The 11,998-nt window shown below is 68.3% G+C and carries 12 protein-coding genes; 6 read left to right on the plus strand and 6 right to left on the minus strand.

Features of this window, described 5'->3' with window-relative positions:
• Window positions 1–49 precede the first annotated feature (49 nt).
• Window positions 50–769, minus strand: a complete 720-nt coding sequence (locus AB4850_RS20430) for a class I SAM-dependent methyltransferase (RefSeq protein ID WP_414444811.1) — start codon at window positions 767–769, stop codon at window positions 50–52.
• Window positions 770–880: 111 nt separating this feature from the next.
• Here AB4850_RS20430 and AB4850_RS20435 point away from each other — a divergent pair, with 111 nt between their 5' ends.
• A complete protein-coding gene (locus tag AB4850_RS20435) occupies window positions 881–2,134 on the plus strand; it encodes an NAD(P)/FAD-dependent oxidoreductase (RefSeq protein ID WP_414444812.1) in 1,254 nt (417 codons plus the stop codon).
• Between the two features lie 52 nt (window positions 2,135–2,186).
• On the opposite strand, the gene AB4850_RS20440 is transcribed toward AB4850_RS20435, so the two are convergent.
• On the minus strand, window positions 2,187–2,363 hold the full coding sequence (locus AB4850_RS20440; RefSeq protein WP_414444813.1) for a DUF1328 family protein: 177 nt from the start codon (window positions 2,361–2,363) through the stop codon (window positions 2,187–2,189).
• Between the two features lie 280 nt (window positions 2,364–2,643).
• Between AB4850_RS20440 and AB4850_RS20445 the strand changes: the two genes are divergently transcribed.
• Together AB4850_RS20445 and AB4850_RS20450 are read left to right on the plus strand one after the other, a co-directional pair.
• Window positions 2,644–3,204: a lipocalin family protein gene (locus AB4850_RS20445; protein ID WP_414444814.1), complete on the plus strand. Its 561-nt coding sequence runs from the start codon at window positions 2,644–2,646 to the stop codon at window positions 3,202–3,204.
• A gap of 94 nt (window positions 3,205–3,298) precedes the next feature.
• Window positions 3,299–4,114: an alpha/beta hydrolase gene (locus AB4850_RS20450; protein WP_414444815.1), complete on the plus strand. Its 816-nt coding sequence runs from the start codon at window positions 3,299–3,301 to the stop codon at window positions 4,112–4,114.
• Between the two features lie 38 nt (window positions 4,115–4,152).
• Here the strand turns inward: AB4850_RS20450 and AB4850_RS20455 are convergent, their stop codons facing one another.
• From AB4850_RS20455 to AB4850_RS20470, 4 genes are all read right to left on the minus strand, one after another.
• Complete coding sequence (locus AB4850_RS20455; RefSeq protein WP_414444816.1) at window positions 4,153–4,947, minus strand: sulfite exporter TauE/SafE family protein; 795 nt, start codon at window positions 4,945–4,947, stop codon at window positions 4,153–4,155.
• An 83-nt stretch (window positions 4,948–5,030) separates the two neighbouring features.
• Window positions 5,031–5,576 carry an OsmC family protein gene (locus tag AB4850_RS20460; protein ID WP_414444817.1) on the minus strand — a complete coding sequence of 182 codons (546 nt, stop codon included), beginning with the start codon at window positions 5,574–5,576 and terminating at the stop codon, window positions 5,031–5,033.
• Between the two features lie 188 nt (window positions 5,577–5,764).
• Window positions 5,765–6,484 (minus strand): MBL fold metallo-hydrolase, encoded by a 720-nt coding sequence (locus tag AB4850_RS20465; protein ID WP_414444818.1) that lies wholly within the window; start codon window positions 6,482–6,484, stop codon window positions 5,765–5,767.
• 384 nt (window positions 6,485–6,868) lie between these two features.
• Window positions 6,869–7,771 (minus strand): LysR family transcriptional regulator, encoded by a 903-nt coding sequence (locus tag AB4850_RS20470; protein ID WP_414444819.1) that lies wholly within the window; start codon window positions 7,769–7,771, stop codon window positions 6,869–6,871.
• 101 nt (window positions 7,772–7,872) lie between these two features.
• On the opposite strand from AB4850_RS20470, the gene AB4850_RS20475 reads away from it, so the two are divergent.
• The 3 genes from AB4850_RS20475 (at window position 7,873) to AB4850_RS20485 (ending at window position 11,976) form a co-directional block, all read left to right on the plus strand.
• Window positions 7,873–9,564, plus strand: coding sequence for an FAD-dependent monooxygenase (locus AB4850_RS20475; protein WP_414444820.1), 1,692 nt, complete (start codon window positions 7,873–7,875; stop codon window positions 9,562–9,564).
• Between the two features lie 155 nt (window positions 9,565–9,719).
• Window positions 9,720–11,078: an MFS transporter gene (locus tag AB4850_RS20480; protein ID WP_414444821.1), complete on the plus strand. Its 1,359-nt coding sequence runs from the start codon at window positions 9,720–9,722 to the stop codon at window positions 11,076–11,078.
• 40 nt (window positions 11,079–11,118) lie between these two features.
• On the plus strand, window positions 11,119–11,976 hold the full coding sequence (locus AB4850_RS20485) for a fumarylacetoacetate hydrolase family protein (protein WP_414444822.1): 858 nt from the start codon (window positions 11,119–11,121) through the stop codon (window positions 11,974–11,976).
• Window positions 11,977–11,998 lie beyond the last annotated feature (22 nt).

The following is an 11,998-nucleotide window of genomic DNA, read 5'->3' on the forward strand; positions in this document are numbered from 1 at the left end:
CCCGCGCACCGCTGCGCTCAGGCGGTGCGCGAGCCGCGGCATGCGGCGCTCAATCGGGCTTGCGCGCTGCGACGTTGACGAGCGTTTCGCGGCGTTTGCCCGGCTTCGGGCGATGCAGGCCGAGCCGTTCGAGCAGGCCGAAATCGGTGGCGCGGCTCCACCAGAGGTAGGGCAGCGAAACGTTTTGGCTTCCGAACGAAAAGCCGGCGTCGCGCAGCATCGCGAGATAGCCGTCGGCACTTTTCTGCACCTGCATCGGGTGGCGGAACAGCAGGCGGATCACCCACGACTTGATGTAGGCCTCGGTCGATTCCGCGAACAGCAGCAGGCCGCCGGGTTTCAGCACGCGCCGGAATTCGGCCAGTGCGCTGTCCTGGTCGACGAGGTGGTGGAAGGTCTGGTGGCAGAACACCAGGTCGACGCTGGCGTCGGCGAGCGGCACCTGGGCGCAATCGCCGTCATGCAGTTCGATGGCGGCGTGGCAGTGGCGCGCCGCTTCGGCCGCGTGGGCGAGCGATTCGCGATGGCAATCGATGCCGACGATGCGGCTCGGCGCGAAGGCGTTGTCGAGCAGCCGGAACGATTTGCCCTGGCCGCAGCCGACGTCGAGGATCACCGGCGCGTTCGGCAGCGGAGCGGGCGCAAGCCGTGCGAGATCGTCGATCGCCACGCGCAGGACGTGGTGTTCCCAGGTATGGGTGCGCAGGAACCAGACGCCGAAGGCGGTTTCCGGGACGTAATTGACGGTGTGCGTGTGGAGTGACGACATGGCCTCTCGTTGGTATGCGTTATGTGTCGGTCGGCCATTGTAAGTGGCGCTGCGAGATCGTGGCGTGAAGATTCGTCGTGACGGATTCACTGAAACGAACAGGTTATCAATATGAATGAAACAGTATCTTCGCGCGTCTCGGTCGACGTCGCGATCATCGGTGCGGGGCCGTCGGGCGCGGTGGCCGCCGCGCTGTTGCGCCGGGCCGGGCGCTCGGTGCTGGTGCTCGAACGCCAGCATTTTCCGCGCTTCTCGATCGGCGAAAGCCTGTTGCCGCAGAGCATGCATTACCTCGAAGCGGCCGGCATGTTGCAGGCCGTGATCGAGGCGGGCTTCCAGTTCAAGAACGGCGCGTACTTCGTGCACGGCGAGCGGGAATCGTCGTTCGACTTTCGCGAGAAATCCTCGCCCGGCTGGGGCACCACCTATCAGGTCGAGCGCGCGGTGTTCGACGATCTGCTGATTCGCTGCGCGGCCGAGCAGGGCGCCGAGGTGCGCTTCGGCCATTCGGTGCGCGCGTTCGTGCCGGGCGAGCGGCCGCGACTCGACGTGGTCGACGAGGCCGGCACGGCCTACGAGGTCGATGCCGGGTTCGTGCTCGATGCGAGCGGCTTCGGCCGGGTGCTGCCGCGCCTGCTCGATTTGGAGGCGCCGACGCGGATGCCGACGCGCGCCGCGCTCTTCACGCACGTGGCCGATCGCCTGCCGGCCGGCTCGACCGATCGCAACAAGATCTGCATCGCCGTGCATCCCGAGCGTCGCGACGTATGGTTCTGGATGATTCCGCTGGCGAACGGCCGCTCGTCGGTCGGCTGCGTGGCCGAGAGCGCGTTTCTCGAGGTGCCGGCCGCCGAGCGCGAGGCGACGCTGCGCGAGCTGATCCATACCGAGCCGACGCTGGCGCGGCTGATCGGCGACAAGCCGTTCCTGATGCCGGTCAACCACATCGGCGGTTACGCGGCCAACGTGGCGAAGCTGCATGGCCCCGGCTATGCGTTGCTCGGCAATGCCGGCGAATTCCTCGACCCGGTGTTTTCGTCGGGCGTGACGATCGCGCTGCGTTCCGCGCATCTGGCCGTCGATACGCTCGAACGGCAGCGGCGCGGCGAGGCGGTCGACTGGTCCCGCGACTACGACGTGGCGCTGCGCAAGGGCATCGATGCGTTCCGGGCGTTCGTCGAGCGCTGGTATACGGGCGAATTGCAGGACATCGTGTTCTACGAGGACAAATCGCCGGAATTGAAGCGGATGATCTGTTCGGTCCTCGCGGGCTACGCGTGGGACGAGACCAACCCGTTCGTGCGCGAGCCGGCGCGGCGGCTCGATGTGCTGGTGCGGCTGTGCGCGCCCGAGATGGCACGGTAAGCGGTACTGATCATGTGGATCGGGCCTGGCGCCGTGCGCCAGGCCCGCATGGCTATTTCACGACCCGTTTCGCCACCACGACCCCGATCACCAGGAACACGATGCACAGCAGCAGGAACAAGCCGAACAGCAGCTTGGCGATGGCGGCCGACCCGGCGGCAATGCCCGTGAACCCGAACAGCCCCGCGACGATCGCGATGACGGCAAAAATCAGTGCCCATTTCAACATGATGGTGTGCTCCCGTTAGAGTGGTGGCCCCTTTATGCAATTGCCGCGCCAACTCGGCCGGATTGCCCGCCGGGCCTTGCGCCAAGCGGTATCGCGACACATCACACGCCATGCTTCGCGCCACCCACGCGACGTACCGGGAGGTAAATACTACAAACGGTGCGCGACCCTCTTATAAAAATGCCCAGCTTTCCGGCTGCGCATCCCGTTGCGCCCCGGCCGGCCGTGCTGGTATCGAATCTGCTTCAGGATTCCAGATCAATTCCGTGAGGACATCCTGATGAACCGTTCCCTGGTGCGCTTCTCCACGCTGGCCGTCGCGGTATCGGCCGCGGCCTTGCTGCTGAACGGCTGCGCCGGCTTCGGCGGCGGCAAGCGCGGCAACGCGGCGGTGCCGCAGCCGGCCAAGCCGGTCGAGCTCGATCGCTATCTCGGCCACTGGCATGAGCTCGCGCGTTACGAGAATCGCTTCGAGCGCGGCTGCGATGGCGTTACGGCCGATTACGCGCTGCGCGACGACGGTTTGATCGAGGTGATCAACGCATGCGGCCGCGGCGCGAACGGCAAGCCGCGTTCGGTGCAGGGTCGTGCGAAGCTGGTGCCGGACAGCGGCGGGGCGAAGCTCAAGGTGTCGTTCTTCGGGCCGTTCTACGTCGGCGATTACTGGGTGCTCGATCATGCGGACGACTACACCTGGTCGATCGTCGGCGAGCCGTCCGGGCGCTTTCTGTGGCTGCTGACACGCGATGCGAATCCGTCGACGCTGTTGCGCCAGCAATTGGTCGCGCGCGCGGCGGAACTGGGCTACGACATCTCGCTGCTGCGCATGACGGCGCAGTGAATCCGGTGCGGTGAATTACCGCGTAATAATCGCAACACGTCGAAAAACCGGCCAACTCCTTATACTGGCGCGTTTTCAACCTGACGAACGCGTGATGGCTGCCAAGCGGATTCTTGTCTCTTGCCTGCTGCTCGCCGCCGGCGCCTATCTGGCTGCGGCGGCGGCCCTGTATCTGCTGCAGGATCGGATGCTGTTGCCGTCCACGCCGCATGCGGAAGACCCACGCGACATGCCGCACCCGGGCGAGCGTATCGAGCGCTGGGAAATCGGCGGTCAATACGCGGGCTATATCGTCACGCCGGACGGCGCGGCGCCGCGCGGCACCGTGATCGTCTATCACGGTAATGAGGAATCCTCCGAAACCAAGCTGCCGCTCGCGAACGTGTTCGTGCAGGCGGGCTATCGCGTCGCGATCGTCGAGTATCCGGGGCATGGCAGCCGCCCCGGCGAGCGCACCATGCGCGCGGCGCTGGCCGCGTCGCGCGACGCGCTGGCGCAGACGCTCGCGAGCTGGCCCGGGCGGGTCTGGCTGGTCGGGGAATCGCTCGGCGCGGGGATGGCGGCGCGGGTGGTGCAGGGCCACGAGAAGGCGCTGTCCGGCGTGGCGCTGATCACGCCGTGGGATACGCTGGCTTCGGTGGCCGGCGAGAAGTATCCGATGTTCCCGGTGCGCTGGATGCTGCACGATCGCTTCGATTCGGTCGCCGCCGTGTCCGATTACCGCGGCCCGCTGGTGGTGATCGGCTCGGTGCGCGACACGCTGATTCCGGTCGCGCATGCCGAGCGCCTTGCGAGCCGGCATCCGGGCAGCCATCTGATGCTGCTGCCGGAGGCCAATCACGACACCTGGTTCGACAACATGAGCGCGCCGCACTGGCAGCAGGTGATGCGCTGGCTCGACGCGGCCTGATCGCGGCCTGATTGCCGGCGTCGGCCGTGCGCCTCGCGTTACAGCAGGTCGCGCGCGAGCCACCACACCGCCACGGCCACCACCAGAATCGAGAACGTGACCTGGGTCCACTGCCACGGCACGCGGCCGGCCACGTTGCGGCCCACCACCAGCCCGCCGACGGTGGCCGCGATGAAGATCCCGCCGTACTCGGGCAGATGCACGCCGCCCGCCAGCGCGCCGGCCGCCGTGATCGAGCTGACCAGGGCCACCACCATCAGCGAGGTCGACGCGGCGACGCGAATATCCACATCGGTGAACTGCCGCAACGCGGGCACGATCACGAAGCCGCCACCCACGCCGAGCATGCCGGTGAGCAGGCCCGCGAACGCGCCGGTGCCGGCCAGCGACAGCGTGCAGGCCAGCGTCCAGCGAAAGCGCCCGGTGGCGGGGTCGACGTGGCACGGGCAGCGCCGGGCGGCCCCCTGTGCCTGCTGCTTGGCGAATACCGGCAACAGCATCCGTACCGCCACGATCAGCATGATCACGCAGAAGCCGATCACCAGCAGGTGGGTAGGCAGCACATGGGCGGCGCGCAAGCCGAGCGGCGCGAACAGCGCGCCGGCGGCGGCCATCACGGCGGCGGCCCGGTAGCGCACGGTGCGCTGGCGCAGCGCGGCCACGGTGCCGACGGCCGCGGCCAGCGCCACGGCGATCAGCGAAATCGGCGTGGCGTCGCGGTTGGCGATGCCGAGGCCGAGCACCAGGAACGGCATCGCGAGCACGCCGCCGCCGGCGCCCGTCATGCCCAGAATGATGCCGACCACGGCACCGCAAATCAGACCAGTCAACATGAAAACGCTCGGTGCGAGGCGAAGAGGCGAAGGAGGGCGCGGCCGGGCCGGCGCGCCGTATCGGCGGGCCGGCCCAAGCCGGATCAGCTTGCCGTGGCGATGCTGAACGGAATCGGATTGCGCATGGTGTTGGCCACCGGCGAGCAATAGTTCGCATGGCTGACGATATCGTCGAGTTCCTTGCGCGAGGCATCGCCTTCGATCACGACCTTGACGCGAATCTCCTGGAAACCCATCTGCGACGGTTGCCGATCGGCGCCGCCGGCACCCCAGGCTGCCGTGTTGCCGATATCGCCTTCGAGGAAGATCTCGAGGCGCGACAGGCGCACGTTGCGATGCGTGGCCACCGCGGTGATGCCGACCGACAGGCAGCCGCCCAGCGCCGACAGCGCCACTTCGCCCGGCGCCGGCACGGTGTTCTCGCCCATCAGGTGCAGCGGCTCGTCCACCACCACGGGGTTGTGATCGCCGACGAAGCTCCACGAACGGAACTGGCCTTGCAGCACCGTGTGAACCTTGTTGGTGCCGCGGCGTTCCGGGTTGTCGCGGCTGGCGGCGGCGAATTTTTCGAGGCCGTCGCGATCGATCGGGCGCAGGTAGGTTTGAACGGCTTCGTGGGTCGTGCTCATGAGGAATCTCCTTGGATTGACAGGCAACGCAACTGAATGGCGGGTGACCGGTGCCGGTCCGCATGCCGCCGTGTGCGGCATGGATTCACTGTACCGGCGGGGCCTGAGCTTCGACATGCTCCGCCGGCGCAACGACATGCCCGATCGTCTCGTTCGCAGGGCGGGCCAGTCTAGGCACGAGGCGTCTCTCAACCTTGCCACGCCGGTTTGTTGCCGGGCTGCCCGCACGCGAGGTTGGCGGGCACGGCCACGTCCATCATCTTCGGGTGCGGCAGGTTCAGCGATTCCATGATCTGCACGTACTGCGCCTGCGTCTTGCCGGCGATGCGCGGATTGAAGCGTTTCTCCTCGCCGATCGACGACGCATTCCAGCCCTTGTAGTCGTGCGCCGGATAGACGGTGGTGGTGTCGGGCAGCGTGAACAGGCGGTTGACGATCGAATCCCACGAGCGTCGCGGGTCGCCGTTCTGGAAATCGGTGCGGCCGCTGCCGCGAATCAGCAGCACGTCGCCGGTGAACACGGCGCGTGGGCCGTCGTTTTCGAGCACGAAGCTGAACGATTCGTCGGTGTGGCCGGGCGTGTAGAGCGCGCGCAGGCGCACGCCGTCGATGTCGATCAGTTCGTCGTCGTGAACATGCGTGCTCACGCAATGCGCCTTCGAACGGTCGCCCATCACGGTCACGCATTGGGTGGCGTCGCGCAGATCGCCGAGCGCGGTGACGTGGTCGGCGTGCACGTGGGTGTCGATCGCCTGCACGAGCCGCAGGTCCAGCTCGGCGATCGCCTTCAGGTACTGATCGAGCTGCTCCTTGACCGGATCGATGATCAGGGCTTCGCCGCCGCTGCGCGAGGCGAGCAGGTAGGTGAAGGTGCAGGATTGCGCGTCGAAAAATTGTCGAAAAATCATCTCGGGACCTCTCTGCTTCGAATGCCCTGGGGCGTGGGGGCGGCGGGCGGGGCGGCGCGGGTTGCGGCGCGCCAGTCTCGAGCTTAACGGCACGGCGAGCGGGGGCGAATGCCCGGCAGGATCAAGAGCATGCGCGTTTGACTCACGATACCGGGGCCGGCCTCGGGCGCGGCGCGATGTGAAGCCCGCGGCGCGTATTCGCAACCGTTGCATCGGCATGAGCGCGCAGCGCTTGTGCTCCATGCGCGGAGAGGACGGTCGGCCCCGAGCGCTACAACGTCGGGCGGTGGTCGTTCCAGCCGTGGCCGTGACCATGCTCGGCCACGGCCTGCTTGCCCGCCCGCGGCGATACCCACACCTGCCAGTCCCCATGAACGCCGCTCATCAATCCGGTTGCTTGAGCGTGTCCGCCACCAAGCGCCGGAACCACCGATGCCCCGCGTCGTTGTGATGGCGCGCGTGCCAGAACTGCTGCACGGTCAGGTCGGGCAGCGCGATCGGCAGCGGAAACACGTCCACCTGCGCGAGACGCGCGAACAGCGCCGCAAGCTCGTCGGGGATGGCCGCGATGTAGTCCGAATTCGCCACGAGGCTCGGCACCGCGAGCAGGTACGGCACATCCACGCCCACCATCAGCCGTGCCCCATGGCTGCGCAACTCCTTCTCCAGCAACTGGTTGGTCAGCGCCAGCGTGCCGGCCACCACGTGCTTGCGCTCGATGAACTCGGCGAGCGTCATGCGCCGTTTGCCGCGCGCCTTGCCGCGTTTGACGATGCCCACCAGCGAGCGCCGGAACAGCGGCTGGCGGTGCAGGTTGTCGCCGAGCTTGCCGAGATAGCCGATCGCGAGATCGAGCGCGCCGTCCTGCAACGCGCCGGCCAGCTCGGGCGACGGCAACTGGATCGGCTTGAGCGCAGCGCCCGGCGCCTGCTCGCGCAAGGCGGCCAGCAGGCGCGGCAGCAGCACGATCACGCCCATGTCGCTCAGACACACCGAGAACGAACGCGTGGTGGTGGCGGCATCGAATCCCTTCGCACTCCAGATTTCCTCCTGCACCACGGCCAGCACGTGCGCCACGCCCTGCGCCAGCCGTTCGCCCACCGGCGTGGGCGCCATCACCGCGCCCGCACGCACGAACAGGTCGTCCTGGAACAGCGTGCGCAGCTTGCCGAGCGCATGGCTGACGGCGGGCTGCGTCAGGCCGAGGCGGTCGGCGGCGCGCGACACGCTGCGTTCCTCGGCAAGCGCTTGCAGCACGTACAGGAAGTTCAGGTCGGGCGTGTTCATGTATGCAGTGAATTCATTCCGGATATGAAATTCATTGTATAGATTTATAGAGATAAGCCGTTTACTTTCACATCCAGCTTAGAAAACACCAGGAGACGGCAGTGCTGGATTGTGACGTGATCATCGTGGGCGGTGGCCCGGTCGGGCTTTTTCTCGCCGCTGAATTGGGCCAGCGCGGCGTCGGCGTCGAGCTGTTCGACGCGAAGCCGGGCACCAGCCGGCACCCGGCCGCGAACGCCAACAGCGCGCGGACGATGGAGCACTTTCGCCGCATCGGCATCGCCGCGCGCGTGCGGGCGCTGGGGCTGCCGGCCGACTATGCGCCGGACGTGGCCTATTTCACCTCGATCGCCGGGCATGAGCTGGCGCGGCTGCATCAGCCCAGTTCGCGCGAGGCCGTCGAATGGGCCAAGGGGCATGCGTTCACGTGGCCCACGCCCGAGCCGCCGCACCGCTGCTCGCAGCTTTACGTGGAGCCGGTGCTGCTGGAGGCGGCGCGCGGCCACGACGGCTGCCGCGTGCATTTCTCGGCGCAGGTGACGGGCTTCGAGCAGGACGACGATGCCGTCACGGCCCGCGTCGAACTCGACGCCACCGACGATCGCCCGGCCGCCACGCGCACCGTGCGCGCGCGCTACCTGATCGGCTGCGACGGCCCGCGCAGCCTGGTGCGCAAGACGCTCGGCATCCGGCTGGCCGGCATGGCAGGCGAGAAGCGCGAATTCATGGGCGGCCAGATGGACGCCGTCTACTTTCACGCGCCCGATCTGTATCGCGCGAGCGGCCACCCGCCGGCCTGGCAGTACTGGACGTTCAGCCCGACGCAGCGCGCGCTGGTGATCGCCGTGGACGGCGCGGGCCACTTCATCATGAACGTGCAGCTGCGCGACGGCGAGGCGGCCGATGCACAGAGCGTGCGCGGCCGGATCGCGGAGGCGATCGGCGCGGACATCCCGTTCGAGATCAAGAGCCGCTCGGCCTGGACGGCCGGCTTCGCGCTGGTGGCCGAACGCTTCGCCGAGCGGCGCGTGTTCCTGGCCGGCGACGCCGCGCACCTGTTCACGCCGACCGGTGGCCTCGGCTACAACACCGGCATCGACGACGCGGCCAACCTGGCCTGGAAGCTCGAAGCGATGGTCAAGGGGCTGGCCGGCGAGGCGCTCGGCGCGAGCTACGAGGCCGAGCGGCGGCCCGCCGCGTTGCGCAACACCGCGTTCGCGCGCGGTTTCGCCGACAGCATCGGGCACGTGCGCCTGCCGCCGGTTGCGTATCAGGCGGGCGAGGCCGGCGAGGCGGCGCGCACGGCGATCGGCGATTACCTCGCGTTCCACGCGACCGGCGAATTCGTGATTCCTGGCGTGCATCTGGGCACGCGCTACGACGCGTCGCCGCTGGTGGAGGCCGAGGCCGGCACGCCGCCGCCCGACGCCGCCAATCTCTATCTGCCGACCGCGCGCGCCGGGCATCGCGCGCCGCATGTGTGGCTGGCCGACGGCCGTTCGCTGTACGACCGCTTCGGCCCGGGCTTCACGCTGCTCTGCACGCGTGCGCCGGGCGCCGGGTTCGATCAGGCGGCCGTGCAACGCGCCGCGCTCGCGCTGCCGCAGCTCGCCGTGCTGCGTATCGACGAGCCCGAGCTGGCGCAGGCCTACGAGGCGGCCTACGTGCTGATTCGCCCCGATCAGCATGTGGCGTGGCGCGGCGATGCGCTCGACGCCGGCTTCGAGGCCGCCGCGTGGCGCAGCGTCGGGCACCGGCATCGCGAGCCGGCCGCCGCGCTCGCGGCGCAATAGGGCGGGGCCGGGATTCGGCGTGATGTCGTTCAGTCATCCTGTCGATTTTTCGTTGTGCCGCTGTGCCGCTGTGCCGCTGTGCCGTTCTGTCGTTCCGCCGGGCAACTCGCGCCCGTGAAAAAAATAGCGAATCACAATTCATCGGAGACACCACCATGCAAGCGCAATCCGTTGCCCCACCGGGCGTTGCCGACACCGTGCAGCGCTCGCCGCTGCAAACGCTCACGCTCGTCCTCTGCTTCCTGGTCGTCGCGGCGGACGGCTTCGACGTCGCCTCGGTCGGCTATGTCGCGCCGCTGCTGAAGGCGGCGTGGTCATTGAGCCCGGCCCAGCTCGGCCCGATCTTCGGCGCGGGCCTGTTCGGTCTGACCGTCGGCAGCTTCGTGTTCGGGCCGCTGGCCGACCGCATCGGCCGCAAGCGCGTGATCACGATCTCGCTGGTGCTGTTCGGCATCGGCAGCCTCGCGTGCGCCTACGCGCCGTCGGCGGCGTGGCTGGTGGCGCTGCGTTTCCTGACCGGCGCGGGCCTGGGCGGCGCGATGCCGAACGCGATCACGCTGTCGTCCGAATTCAGTCCGGCGCGCGGACGGGCGATGCGCGTCACGCTGATGTTCTGCGGCTTCACGCTCGGGCTGGCCTGCGGCGGCGCGGTGGCCTCGCTGCTGCTGCCGCGCTTCGGCTGGCAGGGCGTGTTCGTGTTCGGCGGCATCTGCCCGTTGCTGCTCGCGCCGGTGATCTGGCGATGGCTGCCCGAATCGGTCCGCTTCATGGCCGGCAAGCCGCGCTATGCCGACGAAGCGCGCCGCGTGATGGCGCGCCTCACCGGCGACGGGAACACGCCGCTCGACGCCGCAACCGCCGGCGAAGCCGCCCCGCACGGCGCGGATCGCCCGCGCGAAAGCGCGGTCGGCGTGCTGTTCTCGGCCCGCTACCGCACCGGCACCTTGCTGCTCTGGGTCGCGTTCTTCTGCACGCTGTGGGTCTATTACCAGGTCAGCAGCTGGCTGCCGACGGTGATCACCAGCGCCGGCATCGACGCGGCCCACGCGGCGCGCGTCGGCGCGATGCTGCCGCTCGGCGGCACGATCGGCTCGCTGGTCAACGCGCGGCTGATGGACCGCATGAATCCGTTCTTCGTGCTGACCGGCTCGTACGCGGTAGCCGCGCTCGCCATCGCGCTGATCGGCGCGACGCTCGGCTCGCCGTCGCTAGTCTGGGCGACGGTGTTTCTGGCCGGCTTCGGGCTGTCCGGCGCGCAGACCGGCGCGAACGTGCTGGTGGCCGGCTTCTACACCACGGCCGCCCGCGCCACCGGCGTGAGCTGGGCGCTCGGCGTGGGCCGCATCGGTTCGATCATCGGCTCGATGACGGGCGGCCTGTTGCTCGCGGCGTTCCATTCGCCCACGGCCGCGTTCGCGGTGTTCGCGGCGCCGGTGGGGGTGGCCGGGCTCGCGATGCTTGTGAACGGCTGGCTCTATCGCACTCATGGTGACGCCCGCGCCTCGCGCGCGTGACGGCACTTCTCACACTCTCCCTGCAAAAAAGGAACGAAACATGCGGTTGGTGAATTTCATGTTGGATGGACGCGCGACGCTCGGCGTGCGCGAGGGCGACCAGGTGCGCGTGCTTGGCCACGAGCCGCTCGAAACGCTGCTGGCGCGCGGCGTGGATCTGGCCGAGTGGGCCGGTGCGCAGTCGGGTGAACCGGGCGGGCAACGCATTTCCGCCGAGGGCCTCGAATGGCTGCCGCCGTTGCAGCGGCCGCCGAAGATCCTCTGCGTCGGCCTGAACTTCGCCGATCACACCAAGGAGAGCAACTACGATCAGCCATCCTATCCAACGCTGTTCCTGCGCGTGAACACCAGCCTCGTCGCGCACGAGCAGCCGATGATCCGCCCGGCCGTGGCCGACTCGGAAGGGCTCGATTTCGAGGGCGAGATTGCCGTGGTGCTGGGCAAGGGCGGCCGCCACATCGCGCGCGAGCAGGCGCTCGATTGCGTGGCCGGCTATGCGTTGTTCAACGACGGCTCGGTGCGCGAATACCAGTTCAAGACGCCGCAATGGACGGTCGGCAAGAACTTCGATGCGACCGGCGCGTTCGGCCCCGATCTGATCACGCCCGACGAGCTGCCGTCCGGCGTCAAGGGGCTGCAACTGGAGACACGCGTGAACGGCGCGGTCGTGCAATCGGCGAGTACCGACGACATGGTGTTCGACGTGGCGTCGCTGATCAGCATCATCAGCGAGGCCATCACGCTGGAGCCGGGCGACGTGATCGTGTCGGGCACGCCGTCGGGCATCGGCTGGGCGCGTACGCCGAAGCTGCTGATGAAGGCGGGCGACGTGTGCGAGGTCAGCGTCGAGGGCATGGGCACGTTGCGCAACGTGATCGCGGATGAAGCGGCGCGCTGAACCCGAACCGGGAGAAACGAGC

It is taken from the genome of Burkholderia sp. 22PA0106, from assembly GCF_047497155.1.
In the GTDB taxonomy this organism is placed as follows: Bacteria; Pseudomonadota; Gammaproteobacteria; order Burkholderiales; family Burkholderiaceae; genus Burkholderia.

What these genes read in the sequence shown, in the direction of transcription:
- AB4850_RS20430 (WP_414444811.1), bottom strand. Translation starts at nt 769, where the DNA reads ATGTCGTCACTCCACACGCACACCGTCAATTACGTCCCGGAAACCGCC.
- AB4850_RS20435 (WP_414444812.1), top strand. Translation starts at nt 881, where the DNA reads ATGAATGAAACAGTATCTTCGCGCGTCTCGGTCGACGTCGCGATCATC.
- AB4850_RS20440 (WP_414444813.1), bottom strand. Translation starts at nt 2,363, where the DNA reads ATGTTGAAATGGGCACTGATTTTTGCCGTCATCGCGATCGTCGCGGGG.
- AB4850_RS20445 (WP_414444814.1), top strand. Translation starts at nt 2,644, where the DNA reads ATGAACCGTTCCCTGGTGCGCTTCTCCACGCTGGCCGTCGCGGTATCG.
- AB4850_RS20450 (WP_414444815.1), top strand. Translation starts at nt 3,299, where the DNA reads ATGGCTGCCAAGCGGATTCTTGTCTCTTGCCTGCTGCTCGCCGCCGGC.
- AB4850_RS20455 (WP_414444816.1), bottom strand. Translation starts at nt 4,947, where the DNA reads ATGTTGACTGGTCTGATTTGCGGTGCCGTGGTCGGCATCATTCTGGGC.
- AB4850_RS20460 (WP_414444817.1), bottom strand. Translation starts at nt 5,576, where the DNA reads ATGAGCACGACCCACGAAGCCGTTCAAACCTACCTGCGCCCGATCGAT.
- AB4850_RS20465 (WP_414444818.1), bottom strand. Translation starts at nt 6,484, where the DNA reads ATGATTTTTCGACAATTTTTCGACGCGCAATCCTGCACCTTCACCTAC.
- AB4850_RS20470 (WP_414444819.1), bottom strand. Translation starts at nt 7,771, where the DNA reads ATGAACACGCCCGACCTGAACTTCCTGTACGTGCTGCAAGCGCTTGCC.
- AB4850_RS20480 (WP_414444821.1), top strand. Translation starts at nt 9,720, where the DNA reads ATGCAAGCGCAATCCGTTGCCCCACCGGGCGTTGCCGACACCGTGCAG.
- AB4850_RS20485 (WP_414444822.1), top strand. Translation starts at nt 11,119, where the DNA reads ATGCGGTTGGTGAATTTCATGTTGGATGGACGCGCGACGCTCGGCGTG.